The 22982-nt window shown below is 69.1% G+C and carries 26 protein-coding genes, 1 tRNA gene and 3 pseudogenes; 16 read left to right on the top strand and 14 right to left on the bottom strand.

Going from position 1 to position 22982, the window contains the following annotated elements:
- Positions 1–109: 109 nt before the first annotated feature.
- Both ACFU53_RS16040 and ACFU53_RS16035 read left to right on the top strand, forming a co-directional pair.
- Positions 110–211, top strand: a pseudogene (locus tag ACFU53_RS16040) (PPOX class F420-dependent oxidoreductase); the annotation flags it as partial.
- Positions 212–305: 94 nt separating this feature from the next.
- A pseudogene (locus tag ACFU53_RS16035) lies at positions 306–413 on the top strand (PPOX class F420-dependent oxidoreductase); the annotation flags it as partial.
- A gap of 21 nt (positions 414–434) precedes the next feature.
- Here the strand turns inward: ACFU53_RS16035 and ACFU53_RS16030 are convergent.
- The 11 genes from ACFU53_RS16030 to ACFU53_RS15980 all read right to left on the bottom strand — a co-directional run bounded on the left by ACFU53_RS16030 (position 435) and on the right by ACFU53_RS15980 (position 12383).
- On the bottom strand, positions 435–1196 hold the full coding sequence (locus ACFU53_RS16030) for a TetR/AcrR family transcriptional regulator (RefSeq protein ID WP_383991690.1): 762 nt from the start codon (positions 1194–1196) through the stop codon (positions 435–437).
- Positions 1197–1422: 226 nt separating this feature from the next.
- Positions 1423–2928: an MFS transporter gene (locus ACFU53_RS16025; RefSeq protein ID WP_383991687.1), complete on the bottom strand. Its 1506-nt coding sequence runs from the start codon at positions 2926–2928 to the stop codon at positions 1423–1425.
- A 124-nt stretch (positions 2929–3052) separates the two neighbouring features.
- Complete coding sequence (locus tag ACFU53_RS16020) at positions 3053–5314, bottom strand: ArnT family glycosyltransferase (RefSeq protein ID WP_383991684.1); 2262 nt, start codon at positions 5312–5314, stop codon at positions 3053–3055.
- Positions 5311–6915, bottom strand: a complete 1605-nt coding sequence (locus ACFU53_RS16015) for a glycosyltransferase (RefSeq protein ID WP_383991681.1) — start codon at positions 6913–6915, stop codon at positions 5311–5313. Before ACFU53_RS16015 ends, ACFU53_RS16020 begins: the two co-directional genes overlap by 4 nt.
- 26 nt (positions 6916–6941) lie before the next feature.
- The gene (locus tag ACFU53_RS16010) at positions 6942–8642 is read right to left on the bottom strand and encodes an ATP-binding protein (RefSeq protein WP_383991678.1); all 1701 of its coding nucleotides are present in this window, start codon (positions 8640–8642) and stop codon (positions 6942–6944) included.
- Positions 8639–9379 carry a response regulator transcription factor gene (locus ACFU53_RS16005; RefSeq protein WP_383991675.1) on the bottom strand — a complete coding sequence of 247 codons (741 nt, stop codon included), beginning with the start codon at positions 9377–9379 and terminating at the stop codon, positions 8639–8641. Before ACFU53_RS16005 ends, ACFU53_RS16010 begins: the two co-directional genes overlap by 4 nt.
- Before the next feature lie 252 nt (positions 9380–9631).
- Entirely contained in the window at positions 9632–10048 is a 417-nt protein-coding gene (locus tag ACFU53_RS16000; RefSeq protein WP_383991673.1) for an antibiotic biosynthesis monooxygenase family protein, read from the bottom strand.
- Between the two features lie 133 nt (positions 10049–10181).
- Positions 10182–11069: a DUF2797 domain-containing protein gene (locus tag ACFU53_RS15995; RefSeq protein ID WP_383991671.1), complete on the bottom strand. Its 888-nt coding sequence runs from the start codon at positions 11067–11069 to the stop codon at positions 10182–10184.
- A 229-nt stretch (positions 11070–11298) separates the two neighbouring features.
- Entirely contained in the window at positions 11299–11520 is a 222-nt protein-coding gene (locus ACFU53_RS15990) for a hypothetical protein (protein ID WP_383991667.1), read from the bottom strand.
- A 145-nt stretch (positions 11521–11665) separates the two neighbouring features.
- A tRNA-Arg gene (locus tag ACFU53_RS15985) sits at positions 11666–11738 on the bottom strand.
- A gap of 414 nt (positions 11739–12152) precedes the next feature.
- Positions 12153–12383, bottom strand: a complete 231-nt coding sequence (locus ACFU53_RS15980) for a hypothetical protein (protein ID WP_383991664.1) — start codon at positions 12381–12383, stop codon at positions 12153–12155.
- Positions 12384–12593: 210 nt separating this feature from the next.
- Here ACFU53_RS15980 and ACFU53_RS15975 point away from each other — a divergent pair, with 210 nt between their 5' ends.
- The 11 genes from ACFU53_RS15975 (at position 12594) to ACFU53_RS15925 (ending at position 19227) form a co-directional block, all read left to right on the top strand.
- Complete coding sequence (locus ACFU53_RS15975; protein ID WP_383991661.1) at positions 12594–13082, top strand: hypothetical protein; 489 nt, start codon at positions 12594–12596, stop codon at positions 13080–13082.
- Between the two features lie 107 nt (positions 13083–13189).
- Positions 13190–14026 (top strand): hypothetical protein, encoded by an 837-nt coding sequence (locus ACFU53_RS15970; protein ID WP_383991658.1) that lies wholly within the window; start codon positions 13190–13192, stop codon positions 14024–14026.
- Positions 14027–14108: 82 nt separating this feature from the next.
- Positions 14109–14309 (top strand): hypothetical protein, encoded by a 201-nt coding sequence (locus ACFU53_RS15965; RefSeq protein WP_383991656.1) that lies wholly within the window; start codon positions 14109–14111, stop codon positions 14307–14309.
- Positions 14306–14653 (top strand): hypothetical protein, encoded by a 348-nt coding sequence (locus ACFU53_RS15960; protein WP_383991653.1) that lies wholly within the window; start codon positions 14306–14308, stop codon positions 14651–14653. The genes ACFU53_RS15965 and ACFU53_RS15960 overlap by 4 nt, the downstream gene beginning before the upstream one ends.
- Entirely contained in the window at positions 14650–15009 is a 360-nt protein-coding gene (locus ACFU53_RS15955) for a DUF6907 domain-containing protein (RefSeq protein ID WP_383991650.1), read from the top strand. Before ACFU53_RS15960 ends, ACFU53_RS15955 begins: the two co-directional genes overlap by 4 nt.
- Positions 15006–15965: a DUF2637 domain-containing protein gene (locus ACFU53_RS15950; protein ID WP_383991647.1), complete on the top strand. Its 960-nt coding sequence runs from the start codon at positions 15006–15008 to the stop codon at positions 15963–15965. The genes ACFU53_RS15955 and ACFU53_RS15950 overlap by 4 nt, the downstream gene beginning before the upstream one ends.
- Complete coding sequence (locus ACFU53_RS15945) at positions 15962–16135, top strand: hypothetical protein (RefSeq protein WP_383991645.1); 174 nt, start codon at positions 15962–15964, stop codon at positions 16133–16135. The genes ACFU53_RS15950 and ACFU53_RS15945 overlap by 4 nt, the downstream gene beginning before the upstream one ends.
- Positions 16132–16458, top strand: coding sequence for a hypothetical protein (locus ACFU53_RS15940; RefSeq protein WP_383991642.1), 327 nt, complete (start codon positions 16132–16134; stop codon positions 16456–16458). Before ACFU53_RS15945 ends, ACFU53_RS15940 begins: the two co-directional genes overlap by 4 nt.
- Positions 16455–16721: a hypothetical protein gene (locus ACFU53_RS15935; RefSeq protein ID WP_383991639.1), complete on the top strand. Its 267-nt coding sequence runs from the start codon at positions 16455–16457 to the stop codon at positions 16719–16721. Before ACFU53_RS15940 ends, ACFU53_RS15935 begins: the two co-directional genes overlap by 4 nt.
- A 98-nt stretch (positions 16722–16819) precedes the next feature.
- Positions 16820–17005, top strand: a complete 186-nt coding sequence (locus ACFU53_RS15930; RefSeq protein ID WP_383991638.1) for a DUF6257 family protein — start codon at positions 16820–16822, stop codon at positions 17003–17005.
- A gap of 83 nt (positions 17006–17088) precedes the next feature.
- Positions 17089–19227 carry a cell division protein FtsK gene (locus ACFU53_RS15925; RefSeq protein WP_383991635.1) on the top strand — a complete coding sequence of 713 codons (2139 nt, stop codon included), beginning with the start codon at positions 17089–17091 and terminating at the stop codon, positions 19225–19227.
- A 242-nt stretch (positions 19228–19469) separates the two neighbouring features.
- Here the strand turns inward: ACFU53_RS15925 and ACFU53_RS15920 are convergent, their stop codons facing one another.
- Together ACFU53_RS15920 and ACFU53_RS15915 are read right to left on the bottom strand one after the other, a co-directional pair.
- On the bottom strand, positions 19470–20723 hold the full coding sequence (locus ACFU53_RS15920) for a Fic family protein (RefSeq protein WP_383991632.1): 1254 nt from the start codon (positions 20721–20723) through the stop codon (positions 19470–19472).
- A gap of 131 nt (positions 20724–20854) precedes the next feature.
- A pseudogene (locus ACFU53_RS15915) lies at positions 20855–21067 on the bottom strand (hypothetical protein); the annotation flags it as partial.
- 122 nt (positions 21068–21189) lie between these two features.
- On the opposite strand from ACFU53_RS15915, the gene ACFU53_RS15910 reads away from it, so the two are divergent.
- The 3 genes from ACFU53_RS15910 (at position 21190) to ACFU53_RS15900 (ending at position 22397) form a co-directional block, all read left to right on the top strand.
- The gene (locus ACFU53_RS15910) at positions 21190–21411 is read left to right on the top strand and encodes a hypothetical protein (RefSeq protein WP_383991629.1); all 222 of its coding nucleotides are present in this window, start codon (positions 21190–21192) and stop codon (positions 21409–21411) included.
- Positions 21408–21596, top strand: a complete 189-nt coding sequence (locus ACFU53_RS15905) for a hypothetical protein (protein ID WP_383991627.1) — start codon at positions 21408–21410, stop codon at positions 21594–21596. Before ACFU53_RS15910 ends, ACFU53_RS15905 begins: the two co-directional genes overlap by 4 nt.
- Positions 21597–21833: 237 nt before the next feature.
- Positions 21834–22397, top strand: coding sequence for a hypothetical protein (locus tag ACFU53_RS15900; RefSeq protein ID WP_383991624.1), 564 nt, complete (start codon positions 21834–21836; stop codon positions 22395–22397).
- A gap of 78 nt (positions 22398–22475) precedes the next feature.
- Here ACFU53_RS15900 and ACFU53_RS15895 read toward each other — a convergent pair whose 3' ends face one another.
- Complete coding sequence (locus ACFU53_RS15895) at positions 22476–22886, bottom strand: hypothetical protein (RefSeq protein WP_383991622.1); 411 nt, start codon at positions 22884–22886, stop codon at positions 22476–22478.
- Positions 22887–22982 lie beyond the last annotated feature (96 nt).

The following is a 22982-nucleotide window of genomic DNA, read 5'->3' as shown; positions in this document are numbered from 1 at the left end:
CACCTGGCCGACTGACCCACCGACTCTGCCCACCCGACCCGACGGACGGAGTCCGGCGCAGCTTCCCGAAGCCTGCGAAGCAGCGCGAGGGGAGCCAACAGGAAGGGCCCGGGCGGCCATGGTCAAACAAGGCAAGTCGATCATCCGACTCACACCCGTGAAGTGGGGACCGGTGGCCACCGGCGGCTTCCCCGCACACCTGGCCGACTGACCCACCGACTCCGCCCACCCGACCCGACGGACGGAGTCCGGCGCAGCTTCCCGAAGCCTGCGAAGCAGCGCGAGGGGAGCGAACAGGAAGAGCCCGGGCGGCCATGGTCAAACAGGGCAAGTCGATCATCCGACTCACACCCGTGAAGTGGGGACCGGTGGCCACCGGCGGCTTCCCGGCGCGGTTGGTGCGGGAGGGCTGACGGCCTGGGGCGCATGAGGGCTCAGCCCCGCTGTGCCATCACCTCGATGCCGGCGACGAGGGTCTCCAGGGCGTAGGCGAAGTCCCGTTCGCGCATCTCCTCGACGGTGTCGCCGCCGCGGGCCTCCATGAGGTCCGCGGACTGCTGGATGACCTCGTGGGGTTCGAGGGTGTCGGACACCGCGCTCATGGCGTGGCGGAAGTACTCCTCCTGGGTCATGCCGGCGGTGGCGCAGCGCTGGACGAAGTGGCCCTCGATGGTGCCGAAGCCGTACACGAACTGGAAGACCGCCGAGATGGCGCCGGCCTGGCCGCGCGCGGGCAGCCCGGTGCGGCGGATCACGCGCTGCACGGCGAGCGAGAAGTCGAGCGCGTGCGGGCCGATGTTGAGGAAGGTGCCGGCGAGCGGCGACAGCCAGGGGTGGCGGACCAGGACCGCCCGGTACTCCTTGGCCAGCGTGCGCAGTTGGTCCCGCCAGTCCTCGTCGGAGTCCGCCGGGGGCAGCCGTACCTCGTCGAACGCCTGGTCCAGCGCCAGTTCCAGCAGGTCGTCCTTGGTGTCCACGTACCAGTAGACCGACATCGCCGTCACGTTCAGCTCGGCGGCCAGCCTGCGCATCGAGAACTTGGCCAGCCCTTCCGCGTCCAGCAGCCGAACGGCCGTCTCGGTGATCCGCTCCCGGTCCAGCCCCGACGGCTGCCCGCCCCGCCCCGCCCGTGCCTTCCCCTCCAGCCAGACACTGGCCCGCGCGGACCCACCACTCCGACCGGCTCCCCGCACCATGACGCACCTTCCGAGACACATTTCGCCGCCGGTGACGATGCTAGGCGCGCAACACCCCCGAAGGCGCGCCGCGCACGCCGCTCCTGGGCGCGCACAGCCCCCTTCGCAACGCGCACAGCCGCCTTCCCACGGGCGCGCGCAGCGCGCCTCTCAGGGCTCAGGGGCGCGGGGAACTGCGCGACCAGCCACGCCCAACCCGCAGCCGCCCGACTGCAGGACCCCCGAGCTATGAGGCGGCCACCAACTCCGCATCGGCCTTCTCGGCCCTGCGCAGCAGCCCCGCAGCCACCAACCCCCCGAGCAGCACAGCCACGGCCCCCACCAACAAACTCGTCTCCAGCCCGGACGAGAACGCGGACATGACCTCGGCCCTCTCCGCAGCCGTACCCGCCCCCGCCAACGCCGCAGGCAACGACGCCGCCGCCACCGAAATCAGCGCCGCGAACCGCGAGTTGAGCACCGCCCCCAACACGGCCACCCCCAACCCCGTCCCGAACTCCGCGAGCGTGCCGTTGATCCCGGCCCCCACCCCCGCCTTCGCCGGCGGAATCGCGCTCATGATCGCGTGCGCCATCGCGGGGTTGGCGATCGCGCAGCCCATCCCGATCAGCACCAGCCCGAGCAGTGTCCCGGCGTAACCGCCGGAGGCCATCGTCGCGATGGAGACCAGCCCGCCGGACATCAGCACCATGCCCAACGCGATCGACACCGGCATCCCGAGCTTCGCCGTCCACTTCGCCGACAGCCCGGAGAAGTTGAGCGCGACGACGACCAGGGCGAGGGGCGCGGTCCGCAACCCCGCCTCCAGCGCGTCGTATCCGAGCACGAACTGCAGATGCTGGGTGAGCAGGAACAGCGCGCCCCCCATGCCGAAGGTGATGAGGACCGCGCCCGCGACGGCGCCGGTGAACCGCCGGTCGCGGAAGAAGTGCAGGTCGAGCATGGGGTACGGGATACGGCTCTCCCAGTACGCGAAGGCCCCGAGGACGAGCACGGCGACGGCGGCCGTGGCCGCTACCCGGCCGGACGTCCAGCCGTGCTCGGGGCCCGAGATGATCGCGTACACCAGTGCCGTCATACCGATCGTCGACAGCAGCGCGCCCAGCAGGTCCGGCCGGTCGCCCTGTGGGTTCTTCGACTCGGGGACCAGGGCGATCACGGCCACCACGCCCAGCGCGGCGACCGGCAGGTTGATCAGGAAGATGGCGCCCCACCAGAAGTGGCCGAGCATGAAGCCGCCGAGGAGGGGACCGGCCGCGAAGCCGAGTGCGTTGACCGCGGCCCAGATGCCGATCGCCTTCGGCTGTTCCTCGGGCGTGAAGATCTGCATGGCGACGGCGAGGGTCGTGGTGAGCAGCAGTGCGCCGCCGACGCCCATCCCGGCCCGCGCGGTGATCAACTGCCCGGTGGACTGGGCGAGTCCGGCCACCAGCGAGCCGATGCCGAACAGCACCAGGCCCGCGATCAGCATCTTCTTGCGGCCGTATCGGTCGGCCGCGCTGCCCGCGGTGAGCAGCAGGCCCGACTGCACCAGCGAGTACGCGTTGATCATCCACTGGATGTCCGACGTGGTGGCCCCCAGCTCCTCCGTGAGAGAGGGGATCGCCACGTTCAGCACGGTGTTGTCGAGCAGCACAGTGAGCTGCGCGAGACAGATGACGCCGAGGATCAGCCAGCGTTGCGGATGCCCCTGGGTGGTGGGGGTGAAGGGGGTGGAGGGGGTCGACGACATGCTGTACACCGTAGAGCAGTTCCTATACGGCGTACAACGCACATCTCGGCGGCGTACGGAAAGGGCGGTGGCCCAGGGGTTTCTCCTCACCCCGGGCCACCGCCCCGCTCCACCGCAGCCTTGGCTACTTCGCCTGCGTCAGGTCGTAGAACGTCGTGCCGTCGACCGTCACCGACTCGAAGTTCTCCTGGACCCAAGAGCTGATCTGCGAGGAGGTGCCGTCGCTGCTGCCGCCCATGCCGCCGCCGGAGCCGCTGGAGATGAAGTAGTGGATCTTGCCGTCCGCCACGTACTTCTTGAACTCCGCGAGGGTCGGGGAGGGGTCGGTGCCGTTGAAGCCACCGATCGCCATGACCGGGTCGCCGGTGGAGAGCTGGTAGCTCGCCGCGTTCTGGGCGCCGATGGCGGCGGCGGCCCAGGTGTAGTCACTCGCGTTCTTCTCCAGCAGTTCCTTGGCCTCGTCGCTGACGGAGGTGCCGTTGATCAGACCGCCCATGCCGCCACCGCCGCCGCCACCCATGCCGCCGCCGTCACCGTTCTGGGTCTGGCCGTTGCCGTTCTGCCGGCCCTGGCTGTTCTGGCCCTGCTGGTTGTTCTGGCCCTGCTGGTTGTTCTGGCCGCCGCCGAAGCCGCCGGTCGGGGGCTGGCCCGTCTGACCGTTGCCGTTCTGGCCGCCCTGCTGCTGGTTCTGGCCGTTGCCCTGCTGGTTGTTCTGGCCCGGCATACCGCCACCGCCACCACCAGGACCGCCGCCCATGCCGCCACCGCCGCCGGGACCGCCACCTCGGCCGCCCTGGACGGACGGACCGGCCGTGACGATCGAGCCGGTGTGGCCCTCGCCCAGGGTGGTGAGGGTGTACGCCGTCGGGCCGGCGAGTGCCGTGACCAAGCTCAGGCCCACGACCGCCAGGGCCGGTTGACGACCCAGCTTGGCCACGAAGACCAGGCCGAGCGCCGCGACCAGGCCGCCGATGAGCACGGCCCACTTGAGCCAGGGCAGGTAGTCGGTGGAGCGGTTGAGGAGGACGTAACCCCAGACGGCCGTGGCCGTCATGGCCGCCGCCATGGTGATCGACGCCCAGAACCTGGTCCGCTGGTCCCAGAGCAGAGCCGCGCCCATGCCGATCAGCGGCGCGATGTAGGGGGCGAGGGCCACGGTGTAGTACTCGTGGAAGATGCCCTGCATGAAGCTGAAGACCACCATGGTGATCAACAGCGCACCGCCCCAGAGGAGGAAGGCCGCACGGGTGGTGTCCGTGCGCTTCAGCTTCCGGGTGGCCCAGATCGCGGCGCCCAGCAGGATCAGGGCGGCCGGGATCAGCCAGGAGATCTGGCCGCCGATGGAGGAACTGAACATCCGGTCCCAGCCGGTCTCGCCCCAGTTGCCGCCACCGCCGCCTCCGCCACCGCCGACGCTGCCGGTCTCCTCGCCGTTGAGGCGGCCGAGACCGTTGTAGCCGAAGGTCAGTTCGAGGAAGGAGTTGTTCTGCGAGCCGCCGATGTACGGGCGGGAGGACGCGGGCCACAGCTCGACGATCGCGACCCACCAGCCACCGGCGACGACCATCGCGAACCCGGCGAGCAGCACCTGGCTGACCCGCTTCTTCACCGAGGCCGGCGCGAAGACGACGTACACGATCGCCAGGGGCGGCAGGATCAGGAAGGCCTGCAGGGTCTTGACCAGGAAGGCGAGGCCGATGGCGACGCCCGCCCAGACCAGCCACTTCGTCTGGGCCTTCTCCATCGCGCGCTGCGTGCAGTAGACCGCGGCGGCCATCAGCAGCGCGAGGGCCGCGTCCGGGTTGTTGAAGCGGAACATCAGCGCGGCTACGGGCGTGAGCGCGAACACCGCCATGGTGATGAAGCCGGCCGTGGCGTTGAAGCGACGGCGTACGGCCGCCCACAGCACCCCGGCGGTGGCGACGGCCATCAGGACCTGCGGGAACAGGATCGCGAAGGAGTTGAGGCCGAAGAGCCGTACCGACAGCGCCATCGGCCAGAGCGAGGCCGGGGGCTTGTCGACGGTGATGGCGTTGGCGGAGTCCAGCGAGCCGAAGAAGAAGGCCTTCCAGGACTGGCTGCCCGCCTGCACGGCCGCCGAGTAGAAGGAGTTGGCGTAGCCGGAGGCCGTGAGGTTCCAGGTGTAGAGGCCGCCGATCAGCAGCAGCGTGAGGAGGAAGCCCGGGCGTAGCCAGCGGTTGTCCTCCGGCCGCCCTCTCCACAGCCGCTTGGCGAAGGGCTGCTTGGGCTCACCGGCGCCGGGGGCCGGAGGCGCGGCGGGTGCCTCCGGAACCACCGGCTCCTGCAGCGCGGTCGAGGTGGGCGGCGGCCCCGAGTCGGGGCCCGGACCCCCCGGCCGGCTCGTCGTCTCGAACTGCGTGGTCATTGTGCGTTCCTCGAATCCTGATCGTGCGGGCGCACCGGCCGCATCTGCATGGTCGCGTCCCCCCAGGTGCGGTCCGCGGCTTCACCGGCACGGAACCGGGTCGTGGTGTACGGGGCGTTCCCGTACGGGGCTCGTGGCGCCGTCACGTACTCGGCGCGGTCGTTCTGGGGCGCCGTCGGGCGCTGCGGCATCGGGTGGAACCGGTCCTGGTGGCCGTACGGGCCGGGCTGGCCGGGACGCACCCCCATCGATGTCGTGTATGTGGGCGAGGCCGGGTGGGCGGGCTGGTGCGAGGCGACGACGGTCGAGCCCGAAGAAGTGGGCGACCCGTCGTTGGCTGACCCGTCGTTGGGCGAGCCGTCGCCCCGGTCCGGGAAGACCCACGCCCGGAAGAGCAGGAACCGCAGCACCGTCGCCGCGAGGTTGGCGGCGATGAGGACCGCCAGTTCCGTGGAGTGCGCGGGGTCGGAGGTCGCCGCGTTGAGGGCGGCCAGCGAGCCGCTGGTGAGGGCCAGGCCGATGCCGAACACCACCAGGCCCTGTGCCTGGTGCTTGACGACACCGCTCCGGCCGCGGACGCCGAAGGTCAGGCGCCGGTTGGCCGCCGTGTTGGCGACCGCCGAGACCAGCAGGGCGAGCGCGTTGGCGATCTGCGACCCCGAGAAGGTCCGGAAGCCGCTGTAGAGGAGCAGGTAGAAGAGCGTGGAGAGGCCGCCGACGACGCAGAAGCCGAGGAGCTGGCGGGCGAGGCCACGCGGAACGTCCTGGATCTCGCGGTCCCGGGGGTCGTCCCCGAACGGCCGGGCGAGCCGGTCCAGCGAGAGCGATCCGGTGGCGAGGGCCTTGCCGACCCGCCACACACCCTTGAGGTCGTCGGTCGCCGTCTTCACGATGTGGACGGTCGAGTTCGGGTCGTCGACCCAGTCGACGGGCACTTCGTGGATCCGCAGCCCTGCCCGCTCCGCGAGCACCAGCATCTCGGTGTCGAAGAACCACCCGGTGTCCTCGACAAGGGGCAGCAGCACTTGAGCGACATCCCGGCGTATCGCCTTGAACCCGCACTGGGCGTCCGAGAAACGGGCCTGGAGCGAGCCGCGCAGGATCAGGTTGTACGCCCGGCTGATGAACTCACGCTTGGTGCCGCGCACCACCCGCGAGGAGCGGGCGAGCCGGGAGCCGATCGCGAGGTCCGAGTGACCGGAGATCAGCGGAGCCACCAGCGGCAGCAGGGCGTTCAGGTCGGTGGACAGGTCCACGTCCATGTAGGCGAGGACCGGCGCGTCGGACGCGGACCACACGGTCCGCAGCGCCCGCCCGCGCCCCTTCTGCTCCAGTCGGAAGGACTTGACCTCGGGGAGCTCCGCCTCCAGCCGCGCGGCCACCTGCGGGGTGGTGTCCGTGGACGCGTTGTCCGCGATCGTGATGCGGAAGGCGTACGGGAACGTGCGCGCGAGGTGCTCGTGCAGTCTGAGCACGCACGGCTGGAGGTCCTTCTCCTCGTTGTAGACGGGGATCACTACGTCCAGGACAGGCGTACCGGCGTTTCCGGCCGGGAGGTGCTCCCGCGCCGGCAGGGTGCCGGGAGAAGAGTCGGTTCGCATGACAACTACATTCGCGAGCCGCTCTGTTATGCCCGTGTGCTCACACTGTGGTGTGCCTGTGAGTCCGATTGCCAGTTTGTTGCGTCGGTCACCAAGTCGTTTCCATCGAACTCGCCGTCGAACTGCACGTCTTCGAGCTGCCAGTTCGCGGCGTCGTCGAGCAGCGGTACGTCCCGGCCGAGGGCCGGCAGATGCACCGTGAACACGGTCCTGCCGGGCACGCTGTCGACGGTCACGGCACCGCCGTGCGCGTCGGCCACGGCCTGCACGATGGCGAGGCCGAGCCCGGTCGAGCCGGACGCCCTGGACCGCGACGAGTCACCTCGCGCGAACCGCTCGAACACGTGCGGCAGCAACTCCTCCGGGATACCCTGCCCGTCGTCCTCGACATCGACACACATCCACGGCCCACGCCGCTGGAGGCGCGCGGTGACGGTCGTCCCGGGTGGGGTGTGTGTGCGGGCGTTCGCCAGCAGATTGACGAGCACCTGCTGCAGTCGCGCCGCGTCCGCCGACACGAGCGCCGGCATGTCGGGCAGATCGAGCCGCCAGTTGTGACTCCGCCCGGCGACACGCGCGTCGCTGACGGTGTCCACGACGAGGGGGATGAGGTCCGTCTGCTCGAACTGCAGCGGCCGCCCGGCGTCGAGCCGCGCGAGCAGCAGCAGATCCTCGACGAGCATGGTCATACGCGCGGACTCGGACTCGATCCGCCCGAGCGCGTGCCGGGTGTCGGGCCCGATCTCTTCTCTGCCGCGCCGGGTCAGCTCGGCGTAGCCACGAATGGAGGCGAGAGGCGTCCGCAGCTCATGACTGGCGTCCGCGACGAACTGCCGTACGCGCGTCTCGCTCTCCTGCCGCGAGTGCAGGGCGCCGTGGATGTGGTTGAGCATCCGGTTGAGCGCGGCGCCGACCTGGCCGACCTCGGTGTGCGTGTCGGTCTCGGAGGCCGGCACCCGCTCGTTGAGGGTGACTTCGCCCGTGTGCAGGGGCAGCTCGGAGACACGGGTCGCGGTGGAGGCGACCTTGCGCAGGGGGCGCAGGGCCACACCGACGAGGACGGAACCGGCGATGCCGGCGGCGATGAGGCCGGCGCCGGTGACGCTGAGTTCTACGACGATGAGGGTGCTGAGGGTGTTGGTGACGGAGTCGGTGGGCAGGCCCACGTAGAACGTGTCGCCGTCACGGTTGGTCTCGTACTGAACCAGGTAATCGCCCTGGTCGGGAAGACTGACCTTGTGCGCCTGGCCGTCCTGCGAGACCTCGGCGAGCGCGGCGAGGTCCGCCCCGCTCAGCGTGACGGCCGTCATTTCCGGCTGCCCGGTGGTGTCGGAGGTCGCCAGCTCGCCGACGACACCCTTGACGACGGTCCCGTTCTGTACGACGGCGCCGATCGTGTACTCCGGCGAACCGCCCTTCGTGACGAACTGGAGTTTCTCGTCCGTCGTCAGGGTGATGGTCCCGGTGCTGCCCGGCGCCCCAGCCTGACCGCCGCCCGGCCCCTTGGGCCCGTCGGTGCGCTTGGCGATGCCTTCGACATTGGTCGCCAACTGCTCGTACAGATGCTCGCTCAGCGCGAACGTCGTCACCGTCCCGATGACGGAAGCCACCACCGCGATCAAGGCCACCGCGGAGACGACGAGCCGCGTACGCAGCGTGCGCGGCTGTCCTCGCCTCAGCCTCGGCCTCGGCTGCCTCTGCGTACGCGTCCGTCGTCGCCCGCTCATGACGCGGCGGGCTTGATCAGGTAACCGGCCCCACGCCGGGTGTGGATCATCGGCTCGCGCCCGGCGTCGATCTTCCGCCGCAGATACGAGATGTAGAGCTCGACCACGTTGGCCTGCCCGCCGAAGTCGTACGACCACACACGGTCGAGGATCTGCGCCTTGCTGAGCACCCGCCGCGGGTTCCGCATGAGGAAGCGCAGCAGCTCGAACTCGGTGGCGGTGAGGTGGATGTTCGCCCCGCCGCGCGACACCTCGTGGCTGTCCTCGTCGAGCATGAGGTCACCGACGACGAGCACGGAGTCGGAGCGGCGGTCGGCGGCACCGGAGCGGCGGATGAGCCCGCGCAGCCGGGCGACGACCTCCTCGAGGCTGAACGGCTTGGTGACGTAGTCGTCACCGCCGGCGGTGAGCCCGGCGATCCGGTCCTCGACCGCGTCCTTCGCGGTGAGGAAGAGCACCGGCACCTCCGGCAGCTCGCGCCGCAGCCGCCCGAGGACGGTCAGCCCGTCCATGTCGGGCAGCATCATGTCGAGAACGACGGCGTCGGGCCGGAAGTCCCGGGCGGTCTGGATGGCACCCGTGCCATCCCCCGCACTCCGGATCTGCCATCCCTCATAGCGCAGGGCCATGGACAGCAGTTCGGTGATCGACAGCTCGTCGTCCACCACAAGCACTCGGACGGGGCTCCCGTCCGGCCTCAGCAGTTCGGTGCGCCCCTGGGGCGAGGTCGTGGTCATGCTGGACACCTTGTCGGGGCCTCCTGAGAACACCCTTTCCGGAACCTGTGATTTTTCTGAGAAACGCACAGGCGCCTCTCAGGCAACCCCTGGGAAGATCTCCGACTTCTCGGACACGACCCCCGCCGACCAGCGCTTTCCTGCCCCTTCCCACGGCAATTCCCAGGCCGGCTCACCGCGAACCCACAGCTTCAAGACCACAGGAACCACGCCGTACGCCCCTGCCCTGACCCCACCTTTATGCAAGCGCCGTCATGCTTCGCCTCCTCCTCTCACGAAGCTGTGGCTCCGCTCGACCTTGGCGATGTGCAGCGTGTACCTCTCGTACCACTCGGCCCGCCCCCGCGCCTTCGCCGCCCGGTGCTCGACATTGCCCCGCCACTCCTCGACGGCTTCGGCATCCCGGAAGTACCCCACAGTGATGGCCGACCCGCCGGGCGTCCGAGCGTGATCCATCCCGAGGAACCCCGGCACACCCTTCACCAGCTCCTCCATCCGCTCGGCGGTCTCCCCGTACCCGCTCTGGTCCTCGGTCCGCGTGGAGGTGAAGACGACGGCGTAGTACGGGGGTTCATGGGCGGGTACGGGCGCGACGACAGATGCGTCGGCAGATACGTTGCCCAGTACGTCGTCAGGTGCCTCGTCAGGTGCTATCCGCTGATCACTCATGGCATCACTCTCGGGCCGGGCCGCGCCCGACGTCCACGGCCTTTCCGAACGGGATCCAAAAGGGATCGAAGTCTTTACCTGCCGAGCCCACCGAGCCCTACAGCTCAGGCCCCCTCAGGCCCTCAGGCCCCCCTCAGAACAGCCCGTCCTGCACGCTCCCGCTCCCTCGGCTCCTCAACTCGCGTACGGGCACGGTGAGTGCGTCACGAGCCCCCTCACCGACGGGAGCGGTCAACTCCCACCCGGTCATGAGCCGCGTATCGAGAACGACGACCCCACGCCCGGTGGCCAGATGCACATCGGGCCCGGCGACGGCGAGCACCTCACCGCCCACGGCCCCACCCGCGACCAGCTCACTCACCACACCGTCGGCGGCCGGCAACCCGTCGAGCCCGAACATCCCGAAGTGATCGACGGCTTGGAACGGCACAGGCTCCAGCGACTCGGGCCACCCCGCGAGCCCGAGGGCCCGCCCATGCAGCAGCGCCAACTCCCCGACGCGCTCCTCGACGGCCGGCAGATCGGCCCTCACGACCCGCTTCTCGGCGTACGGAATCCGATCCGGCACCTTGAGCGCGGCCCGCAGCACCTCCTCCGCCCGCCGCGCGGCCATCAGCGGCCCCCGGCCGAGCCACCCGAAGGAGACCGCCCCCTGCTCCAACAGCCGCGCCGGTCCCCGCTCGACCGCCGTGATCCCGACCTTCACCATTCCGGGCCCGAACCACGCGAGGTACACGTGATACGGCCGCGGATCATCGGCGATGGTGTCGGCGGCCACGGAATGCGCCCGGTCGAGTCGCGCGCACTCCTCACACCGAGCTCCGGTACTCCGCCCCGGCACCCCTGCCCGCACCGGACACGGGTTGCCCCGAGCGCCGACGCACGTCCGCCGCCCCTCGCTCACGACCCCGAAAGCAACCGCCTTCCCCTGCGGCAAGGGGCTCCCGCGCCCGCCCGCCCAGCTCAACAGCGGCCCGTCCGCACCCCACCGCAGCCCTGTACATCTCCACACGCGTGCCATCCCCCACGACATTAGAGGGCACCACTGACAGCGCCTCCGACCTGCAGACCGAGCTTCGCCCCCTCACTCACTCCGGAGGAGCGATGGGGACTGCCCGGTAGTCCGGGACCTCAAAGAGGTTCGTCGTCGGAGGCGGCGATGCCGCGGTGGCACGGCTGCGATGCCGCGGTGGCACGGCTGGCGGCATGGCTGAGTGCGCCCCCTGCGGAGCGGAACCCAGCGGTCGGTTCTACAGCTTGCTCATCTTTGTGTACGGGCTCAAGATCCGCTGTCGCGCCGACCCGAAGTCGACGAGCGCCGCGATTCCGTCCTCGATGCCGATCACCCGGCCGAGGCCGTACATGTCGTGTGTGACCTGGTCGCCCACCTCGAAGTGCTTCGGAGGCGGGGCGACCGGGGCCTTGAAGGGGCTGGTGGGCAAATAGCGCTTCGGTGCACCTGGCTTTGTCATTGCGACCAGTATGCGCCCCCGCGTATCCGCCAGTCCTCCACGTTCCGCGTCCGCGCCCCTCCCCGACCCCCTCGACCCACCCCACGGGCCCACAGCCAGCACCAACGCCGAAGGCCCCGGATCTCTCCGGGGCCTTCGGTCGATGTGCACTCGGCAGGATTCGAACCTGCAACCTTCTGATCCGTAGTCAGATGCTCTATCCGTTAAGCTACGAGTGCTTGTTTTGTTTTCTGCCGATCCTGGCCCTTTCGGCCCGCTCTCGGCGACAGGAAGAACATTACATGACTGCCGTCGTCCTGTGAAATCCGTTTGCCATATCCCTTGTGACCTGGGGAAATGCCTTCTGGGGCGCTCTCAGGGCGGAGGACGGGAACGATGAAGCCCCGGTCGGATGGACCGGGGCTTCGGTGATCGAGCGCGGAGGCGGAGGGATTTGAACCCTCGATGGGATTGAAGTCCCAAACCGCATTAGCAGTGTGTTGGGATTCGTCTGGTTATGACGGATCCCAACCCGCCAAAACGCCCCGCCGCAGGTCAGCGCCGGAGTGCCATCCGAGGCGGTTGACCCTCGTCGGAACACGTCCGTGCCTCTTGGTGCCAGCGGCGTGCCATCAACGGCGCGGCGCCACGCGCTACTTCGAGGGGTCCAGGCCGGCGCCCACGTCACCCTCCTCGGTGCCGGCGAGGACGATCCGCCGCACCTGCTGACGGGTGTAGCCGGTCGCCTCACAGATGTCCTTTTGAGGGACCTCGTCCGCGTCCGCCTGCCGGATGGCCGCCGCCAACTCCTTACGAAGGATGTCCGCCCGCGTCTCGGCTTCCCTGAACCGGCGCGCGACGTGCTCCAGTGATCGCTTGTCCATGACACCCAGTGTTCCATTCGCCATCATGGAACATGACGTTACCTAGATCGCTGATGAATTACTAGGCCAGAACCCTTTGACAGGGAACACTATGTTCCCTAGAGTGGAGATGTCGGAAGGGAAACCGGACGACAACGCAAGCGGCCCCCGGCGGTGCGTCAACACCGACCGAGGGCCTACGGAATCACCTGCGCTAACAGGAGACCCGCTGTGCTGAACCTTCTCATGACCCCCCGCACGGTCCGTACCGTGCGCGGCATCCTCGGCACCGTTGCCGACGCCGTCCGCTCCGTCGTCGCCCCGGCGACGCTCGTCGAGCAGACCGCCGCCGAGGCGCTGGCCCCCGCCGCCGACCCGGCGGACGTCTACACCGAGGCCGACATGCCCGAGCTGGTCGCCATCGAGCGCGCCGCCCTCGGCTTCGACCTCGCCTCCGACAACGCCAGGCGTGCCGACAGGGCGAAGCGCGCCGCCCGCAAAATCCTGGACCGCCTCCCGGCCGGCCGCTACGGCAACTGGATCGTCGAGCGCGTCGCCTCCAACCGGCAGACCGCCGACCTCGACCAGATCCGGGCCATCTTCAAGGCGAACGGCCTCGGCCCGGTCCCCATGAAGTCGAACGCCCCGTCGCTGAAGGTCACCCGCGCCGAGGTCGGCGCCCCGGCCGACGCCGACACCCCGGTCCTCGCCGCCGTCTGAGCGTCACCCCGTAGACCGCCGCCAGGGGTGCGCACCAGTGCCCACCCCCGGACGGTCCACCACCCAGCACCACAGCCACAGATCACCACCGGAGAGAAGGCACCGCCGTGCTCAACACCGAGATCCAGGCCAGCACCGCCACCAACCAGCCCGTCCCGTGCATGAAGACGGAGGGCCGCAAGGTCCGCGTCACCTTCGACCCGAAGAAGACCGGCGCGCCCGCCGCGTTCCTCACCGACGGCGCCCGCGAGCACACCGAGCCCACCGAAGAGCAGACCGCCGCAAGGGCCTTCGTCGACCACGTCGAGGCCACCAAGGGCCCCCAGGGCCTGGACCGGCTCCACGCCGCACTGCCCGCCATCGTCGACAAGGCCATGCGGGACACGGTCCCCAGCCAGTACACGCCGGCCCTCGCCGCAGCGGTCGCCGAGGACATCTTCGCCCGCCTGATGGCAGCCAGGGCGAACAGCACCCGGTGCACCGACGGCGTGGCCTGGTGCGACGGAGATCCGGTCAACCACACGGACGACGACGACCACCGGCACCAGGGCGCCGAGCACACGCTGAACGGCTCCTACCTCTGCGACCCCGGTACCGAGGGCATCGCCACCTTCTACCTGGCGAAGTGGCGCGACAGCCAGCCGCACCTGGTGTTCCAGGGCACGGGCTTGTGGGCGGACATCGACCTGGCGCAGGTCGACGAGCTGATCGGTGACGCGGTCCCGTGGCTGACCCAGCTGATCGCCACCCGGCGGCACCTGTCGATCCTCCTGAACCCCGGCCGGACGCCGTTCGAGGAGACCGGCGAGCAGCAGACGGCGTCGGCCGGATTCGACCTCGCCACCCGCGCCATGGACGTGGCGCTGGAGAACACCGCCGACCGTGCCGGGACGCTGCGCGCGCTGCGCACCTTCCTGGACATGGCCGAGGCCGAGCAGGCGTAGCACCGACGGGCCCGGGGTCGGCGACCCTACCGCCGCCCCGGGCCCTTGACCCGAACCCCACCTGATCAAGGAGTCCAGACCCGTGAGCAACGTACAGCCCACCCCCCGCGACGTGTACACCTACGCCGACGCCGTCGCCCACTGCCCCACCCACCGCGCCCAACACAAGCAGGCCGAGGCCCGCTACGCCGAGTTCCTCGCCGAGTACGGCGCCTCCATCCAGCGCCGCGACCGCCTCACCCTCGGCCTCCGCGCCGCGCGCACCACGGCGGTGAACGCATGAGCGAGCAGCCCACCCCCGCACTGGACGAGGCCCGCGACCTCCGTCAGCTCCTGGCCGCCGTCCTCGAAGCCCTCGACATCCCGGCGCCCGCGACCGTCGGCGACACCGACGCGCACCACACGCTCCTCGCCGACCGGGCCATGGACGCCGTGGTTGCCCTTCAGTGCGTCCTCCAGCGCGGCGACTGCGCCGGCTGGTCGGCGGACTACCTGCGGGCCCGTCTCGCCGAGAAGCCGGCCACCGGCTACCGGCACTGGGGTGACGTCGAGCGGCCCGACGAGGACCAGGCCACCGAGAAGGCCGCCCGCGCCTCCGTCAGCACCGAGGCCGGTGAGCACCAGTGAGCAGCGCCGAGCCCAACACCACGACCGTCAACGTCCTCGTCACCCAGAGCCGCACCGTCGCAGAGCCCGACTGGTGCGCCGGACACAGCGGCGACCGCGCCCAGTTCCTGCCCGACATCACCCACTACGGCCCCGAACACGACCTCGACTTCCGCGACCACACCCTGTGGAAGGCGATGCTCACCCAGGCCCCGTACTCCGGCGCCCCGCAGATCGGCATGTACGTCGAGCAGACCGGCTACACCGGCGCCCTGGACGCGGCGGGCCTGGACGAGCTGGCGGACGCCATGCACCGGCACGCGCTGTACCTGAGGCGCCTGGCCACCCGGCTGTCCGCGCTGGAGGTCAGCGAATGATCAGCAACCCGTCCCGCGCGCTCGCCGTCGCGGCTGGCGTCGTCATCGTCGCGCTCACGGCCGCCGCGTTCTGGCTGTCGTACGCGCACCTCGCCGAGGTCGCCCTCGCCAACGGCATGGAGAACAAGGAGATCCGGGCGTGGGCGTGGCCCGCGACCCTCGACCTGTTCATCGTCGCCGGCGAACTCCTCATGCTGCGGGCCGCGCTCGCCAGCGAGGTCGACCCGTGGGCGATCGGCCTTACGGTCGTCGGCTCCGGCTCGTCGATCGCGTTGAACGTGGCCGGCGTCGGCACCGCCGCCAGCACCCTCGACTACGTGGTCGCCGCCGTACCGCCCACGGCCGCGCTGCTCGCGTTCGGCGCCCTGATGCGGCAGATCCACCAGGCCCTCGCCAAGCGCGAGGAGTCGGCCAACCGTGTCGATACCGACACAGTTGCGGCCCCCGAAGTGACCGTGGAGCGCGTCGAGGATGACCGGCCGCAGCCCGCGCTGGAGCCCGCCCCGCTGGTCGTCCCGCCGCTCGACGAGGGCGTGTTCTGGAGCCCCTCGTGGCGCCGTGATCTGACTGCCAAGGCGGCCGCTTCGGTACCCGCCGAAGAGGCTCGGGAGGCGGTCACCGACCCGTACGAGGAGTGGTCACCCGACCTCGACGACGAGAAGGGGTACGCGTCAGTCCCGACCCCCAGCGGCGACCACGGCCACGCCGAGAAGGTGACCACTTCGGTAGGCGCGGACACCCCCCGGCAGGTGGTCACCGAGGTCGTGATGCTCACTCCGTCTGAGCTGCGGCGGAGGGCCTCCAAGTTGAACCGTGAGCTGGTCGCCTCGACGTCCCGGCCGGTGACCATCGACCGGCTCCGTGACGAGTTCAACCTCAGCCGCCGCGAGGCCGCCGAACTGCGGCGGGAAGTGGTCGGCACCGTGGCAATCGTTCCCGGGGAGGCCCGGTCATGAAGCCGATCGTGTTCGGTGCCGTCCTGGCCCTCGTCTGGCTGCTGTTCGGGTCGCCGCTGACGCTGCCCTCCGCAGGCCTGATTCAGGTTGAATCGCCGGTCACCATCGCCTTCGCCGCCGGTCTCCTCGCCCGCCCGTACCTGCGCCGGTCGAGGAGGTGGACGGCATGAGCGACGCCCTGGAGAAGGCCGTGCGGGAGGCGGTCGAGGCCGCCAAGAACTCCGAGCAGTTGGACGCCATCCGCAACGACCTGATCGCGCAGGCGGTCACGCGCGGGTTGCAGTCGATGCAGTCGCCGACGTGCCAGCACCACCAGCCCAAGCCGGAGTTCGACGCGAAGAAGTGGCTCGTCATCGGCGGGGTGGTCATCTCCGGTGGCCTGGTCGCCTCCCTGTTCGCGGTCGCCGTCGCGATCGGTGCCGTGTCCGTCGCGATCCTCGCCCTCGTCGTCCGCTCGATGTGGGCCGACATGCAGAAGGGAGGCCGCTCGTGAGCCGGCCGCCCGGCCGCCGCGCCGTCCGTGTCCTCGGCCTGATCGCCGTGGCCGTCACCGTGGCCTGCCTGGTCGTCGTCGGCTGCACCCCGGAGCAGGGTCCGGCTGGCACGGTCGTCGACCGCGACAAGCGGGCCTTGACCGTCCGCCAGACCGACGGCACCGAGATGCGGTTCACGGTCAGCAAGAAGACCGCCCGGTCGTGCCCCGAGGGTGCCGCCTACCCGCAGTGCGCCGACAACCCCAGCTGGACCCGCCGCTGACCTGCCCTTCCGTCCCCCGCCAGGCGTCCTGTTTCAGGACATCTGCGGGGGTGCGGTGGGGCAGGCCAACCGGCCAGCCACAACCCGGAAGGAACCCCATGGCCGACAACCCCGACATCGCGTTCTCGGACTTCACCACCGCCGAGAAGCTGCGCGTCATCGCACTGACCGCCCGCATGGCCAAGCGCGGCCTGGCCGACGACGGAAGCGGCCGGATCATCCGTGACCTGCAACAGCGCGTCGAGGCCATCGAGAGCCAGGCGCTCAAGCGCAAGAAGAAGTAGCCACGCCCCGGGGGCGGCCCCAACTGTCCAGGCCACGGCCGCCCCCGGGCCCCTTGCACTCCGCAGAGAGAAGGAAGACCAGCATGACCGACACCGTCCCCGAGCGGGTCAACGGGCACGCCAAACCGGCCGTGTCCCTCCTCAAGCTCGCCCCCACACCCGACACCACCCTGGCCCCCGAGACGGTCGTCGAGGACAAGCCGCGCGCCCGCCGCCGGGTACGCATCGACTCCCTGCGGCGCGTCGTCGTCGAGGCCCGCGAGCACGGCGCGTACCGGGCCGTCGTACGACACGGCTCGTACGCCGTCGGCGGGACCCGCATCCTCACCCGCAGGGCGTGGGACTCCCGGACGACCGCCCGCCACGAGCGGATGATGCGCCAGGCCGAGGCCGCCGGGAACGAAGAACTCGTACGGCAGTGGGAACAGCGGGCGTATGCCTACCGGTTCGCCCGGCACCGCCGCCGCGTGGAGCTGCTACAGATGGCCCTCAACGCGCCCAAGGCTCTCGCGTCCGCCGCGGCGACCGGCACGGGCGCCCTACTGATGCTCGGCGTACTGATGGCCCTGGCCACCGAGGACACCCGCGACATTTACACGCCCATCGCGACCGTCGTGGACTTCGTCGGCTGGGTCGCGTTCATCGCCGGCGTCGTCTGGGAGCCGCTGCTGTACTCGCTGCCCGTCATGGCCATCGCCGGGGCGTGGGCCGTCGGCCGCAACCGGCAGACCGCACCCGCGTGGGCCCTCCCCGCCGACGCCGAGGACCGCGACGTCGTCCCCGACGAGGGCGCGATCATCCGCGCGCTGGGCAACCTGGGCATCGCCCCGCTCAACAAGGCCATCAAGGAAGGGTGGCAGCCGCGTTGGGTGCAGCCGACCACCCGGTCCGGGAACGGCTGGCACACCCAGCTGCAGCTTCCCCTCGGCGTCACCGTCGAGATGATCGCCGGGAAGAAGTCGGTCCTGGCGCACAACCTGCTGCGTAAGCCCGTCGAGGTGTGGCCGACCGAGCCCCCGAAGCAGGCCGGCGTACTCGATCTGTGGGTCGCCGACCAGGGCTCACTGTCCGGCGCCGTACCTGCGTGGCCGCTGCTCACCGAGGGCGTCACCGACTACTTCAAGGGCGTGCCCGTCGCCGTCTCCCAGCGCGGGGAGCCCATCATCGGCAAGCTCATGGCCGCGAACTGGATGGTCGGCGGGATCATGGGCTCGGGTAAGACGTCCATCGTCATCGCCCTGCTGCTCGGCGCGATCCTCGACCCACTCGTCATCGTCGAGGCCTACGTCATGGCCTACAACGTCGACTACGACCCGCTCAAGCCCCGTATGCGCGTGCTGGTCAAGGGCGACGAGGACGAAGACCTGCGGGCCGCGCTGGTCGCCCTGCGAAACCTGCGGGACGAGGTCACCGAGCGCGGCAAGCTGCTGGAAGAACTCGGCGGCGACGCCACCAAGCTCACGCGTGAACTGGCCCTGAAGGATCCGCGGATGCGGCCGAAGGTCGTCGTCTTCGACGAGGTCCACGAGCTGTTCGGGCACAAGGAGTACGGCAAGGAAGCCGCCGAGCTGGCCGTGAAGGTACTGAAGAAGGCGAGGAAGGTCGGCATCACCCTCGTCTTTGTGACCGTGTCCCCCACGGCCGACAGCATCCCGCGCGACGTCACCCGCAACACCTCCCACCGGGTCGCGTTCGCGGTCGGCGACCACGTTGCGAACGACGGCCTCCTCGGCTCCGGCAAGCACAAGGCCGGCATTACCGCCACCACACTCATCCCCGGCGAGGACGTCGGCACGGCCGTGACCGTGGGATTCAGCAGCAAGCCGTTCGAAGTGATCCGATCCCACTACGTCGCCCGCGACCCCGAGAAGGGCATCGACGAGGTGACGTCGGTCGTCGAGCGGGCGATGGGCCTGTACGAGGGCACGGGTGCGGTGGATGAGCCGACGTTCGAGCCGCTCGACCCGCTCACGGACGTCGCGGCCGTCCTCGGCGACGCCCCGCGGATGCTCACCTCCGAGGTGCTGCACCGGCTCGCCGAGCGCCGGCCGGACGCGTACCGGGAGTGGGGTCCGGTCGACCTGAAGAAGGCGCTGGAGCCGTTCGGTGCCGAGCCGTACAAGTCGGGTGGCAAGTCGACCGTGGCCCGCGACCGCGTCCAGGACGCCATCCTGGAGCGCCTTGCTGACGACGTCGACGACGAGGGAGGCGGCGACATCTGAGGGAGTTCTCCCTCACCGCCTCCCTATACCGCCTCCCTCGGGTTGACCTGCGCATATGCCAGCCGAGGGAGGCAAGGGAGGCGTGTCTCGGCACCTGCGGGACAGGGGAAACGGACAGTTCAGCCTCCCCTGCCGCCCCTCCCTCCCTGTGCGTCAGTCAGGCTGTTGCTGGCCGGCACACGACGAAGCCCCGCCACCGGGCGGGGCTTCTACTCGTTCTCGTGAGCTACTCAGTGTCATGACTAGTCACGCTGATCGGCCGCGGTCTGGACCTCGGCCCGAACAGGAATGAATCCCCGAAGGACGTCGAGGCGAGGCCTGACACGGTGCCGTGAAGCATCCTTCCTGATCAATCCGCGAGCTTCGAGGACGTTGAGATCACGGCTGATAGTGCGATCGTGGCGCCCGGCATACATCTCAGAGATCCACGGATTGAGATGACGAACTGACGCCGTGGCTGTCCACGAACCAGGGGGCAGCTCCAACGCGACCTGCTGGCGACGCATTGCCGAATCACCCTTTTGATCCGCAAATTGCTCGTGTACGAAGTTGCGCCAGGTCACTTCATAGTGCTGGGAACTGATCCGCTCGATCTGCGACCGCAGCCCATCGACGAAGCCCTGCACGGCATACGCCAGGAAGGTCTGCACTTCGTACGGACGCTCCTTGCTGGAGCGATGGAGGACCTGGCGGTAGCGGTCTTCTGTGATGCTGTAGTGGTCACTTAGCAGATGTGCTGCGACTGCCGGAACGCCCGCTTTGAGCAGCAGCTGAAACTCAATGGTCCGAGCGGTTCGACCATTGCCGTCGCCAAACGGATGGATCCAGGCCAGGTAAAGATGAGCTAGGACCGCTGATGTGAAGGCGGACGCAAAGCGGACCTCCTCCGGCTGGGAGGCGGCCGCTACCTCTACCTCGCGCAACCACTCGCACAGCTTGCGCACCAGGTAGTCGCAGTCCTCTGCCGGAGCGCCCACATAGTTGTGACCGACGCTCACCCCGACGGTGCGGAACTCTCCGGGCACAACATGGTCTTCGTGTTCAAGATCCGTGAGCATCAGCTTGTTGATCTCAAGGACTCGGTCCACCGTCAGATCGAGCGGCTTGCCATCAACGACATCCTTATGGATGAGGCTGTAGGCAGCCAGGATGTTGTCGATCTCCTGTTGCTGGTACTGACGTGAGGGCGGTAGCTGAAGGTCGTTCTCGGCGACGCGGCGCACCTCGTCCTCGGAGAGTGTGTTGCCCTCGATCGCAGCCGTTCCACGCGCACCTTTCGCCAGGTACACCATGTACAGCTCTTCCTGTACGTCAGGGCGAAGCGGCGTACGCGCGATGTGCTCGCATTTTGAGCGAATTTCACCGATCTGCATCCAGAGCAGCGGGGCCACGATGTCAAGTCTGTGATTGAACGTGATCCACGGGTGAGTCGACTCGTACTGTCGCACAGGATGTCCCCCCAGGATTTCAACATCAGTGCAGCTCATCGTGCTCATACGGCATTTTTACACCGTTTTTTGACCCTGGCTATGTCCAGGAGGTGTGACGTTACAGATGTCCACCGATTGAGGCAACGTGGCGGTCCGTTGCCCTCAAGTACGTTGCGGAGCCATCGCGCTGTTAGTACCCACACATCCGGTCCGCCGCCGCGCCACTCGATCAGCCCGGACGCAGCGACGTACGCCTCATCCGCGTCCTCGATCCCGGCCCGGCGCAGGAACTCGGCGACGCCCCGCAGTCCGTACGCGCGACCGAGGATCTCCCCGTCGACGCGCACGCGCACGCGCCGGCCGCCGTCCTCGTCGGGCGGGTACACGACCACGGGCATCACAGAAGCCATGCCGTCAGCCTCACCCAGACCGCGGCAGCCCGCATCCTCGTGCTCTGTCTGAGTGACAGGCCCTCGACAAACCGCACGATCAGGCGGAGCGGAGCCAAGACGGGGAGGGGAGGACTCTCCGCATGAACAGCCGAGATCGCATTCCAGTCAGGACAGTCACCCCGACTCGGGAGCAGGCGATCCGCGCCGCAGCCGAGTCGCTGATCGACGCGGTCGCCGAGCGGGCGTTGCGGACACCGCGTGAAGCGGCGGAAGCCGCCTGGTATCCCGGTCATCCGCTCGGCTCGATCGAAGCCATCGAGGCCGAGATCATCCGCCGACGAGCAGCCGGGACCGCCGCATGACCCGCGAAGAGCGCCGAGCGATTCTCGGCGACGAGACGATCGCCAAGATCCGCAAGCGCGTACAGGCCGCACCAGACCCGAGCCCCGAGCTCGTCGAAGAACTCCGCCGGATCATGACGCGCCCCGGCGGCGCGGTCCCGGCGCCCCGGGCAGCGGCTGGCCCCGACGCTGGAAGCGCGGCATGAGCGAGCCGTTCTCTCTCGCCGACGCGGAGGCCGCTTTCGGCCCCAAAGCCTGGAAGCACGTGGGCGACGAAGTCGCTGCCGCTCCGAAGTTCAGCCCCGAGCAGGTCATGGCCTTGCGGGCTTTGTTCGCCGCTAGCCCTCACCGCAGCCCCCGTAGGGCACGGTGAGGGCCTTTCGCATGTCCAGCCAGGTCACCCGCTCGGACCGTTCGCTAAGCGTCCACACTCAGCCTGATCAATGATCGAGGAAGAACCGCCCCTACTTCCCGATCTACAGGCCGGGCTATCGATGGCGACGCATCCGGAAACGTCAATTCTCGTGGCGCACTGGCTTGCTGCTGGCGGCACCCTGCTCGTCGTTGTGGGGTCAGCCGCCCAGGCTTGGTTCGCGATTGTGGAGTACCGAGATCTACTGGATCGGACACAGATCGGCGATCTTGCGCGGAAGACACTTGCGCTGACCAACAAGGCTCGTAGCGTCTTCTGGATTTTCACCTTGCTTCGTGAGACGCGGGACATGGTCCGAACGATTGAAGTGGTGCAACAGAAAGTCTTTGAGGTCAAGCAGGAAGGCGGGGAGGCCGCGCAGCGTCTCGCGGAACTTGTCCGTACATACCTCGGCTGGCTGGCCATTCTGGTTGGAGCCTCAGCCGTCTTCGTATCAACAGTGATCGAGCTTGCGGTGGACTACGGAGACGCTACTTACGCGGCGCTTGTGGGCGTGGGCATCGTGGTCGTGGTCCTGGTCGCTCAGCGAATCTTGCAGGTAGTGCGCTGGGGCAAAGCCCGGTGGAATAGATGAGCGCGACGAGCCCCCAGCGTGCCATCTGGGTGCCGACACGCCTCAAAGTGGCAGGTTAAAGCCAATACACCGCATCCCCTATGCGGTTGCACCCTCTACTGCCGCAGAGGGCCAGAGCGGGACCTGCGACACCAGGTCGACGGCCTCCACCCACTCGGCCAGAGGCAGCGACCGCTCAACGACGTACCAGGCGTCCGGGTCTCCTCCCAACCGCGTGGACGTGAGCGCCTCAGCGGCACCCGGAGGCAGATGGTCCCAGGCCCACGAAACCCACCGGTGAACCTCGCCGTCGGACACATCGAGCGCGATCCGTATCTGGCGTACGTCGAGTTTCGCCGGGAGAGACGCCGGATCGGGGTTGTCGCTGAGGTGTACGGTGCGCCGGAGCTCCGGCATATCGTCGGGATCACGGGGCCATGTGGCACGGATTTCGCCAGCCGCAAGGATGCCCGCCCAGTGCTCGGCGTCGGTGAAGTGATACAGCAGCATCGCTGCACGATATGGGCCGCCACGGGCAAACCAACAGTCCGGGTCACAACTCATCCGCATGCCCGCGCAGATGACGCCCGGCGCGGTTGTTGCGCG

Source organism: Streptomyces sp. NPDC057474 (assembly GCF_042802555.1).
Taxonomy (GTDB): Bacteria; Actinomycetota; Actinomycetes; order Streptomycetales; family Streptomycetaceae; genus Streptomyces.
This window is presented reverse-complemented; position numbering and strand designations above follow the sequence as displayed.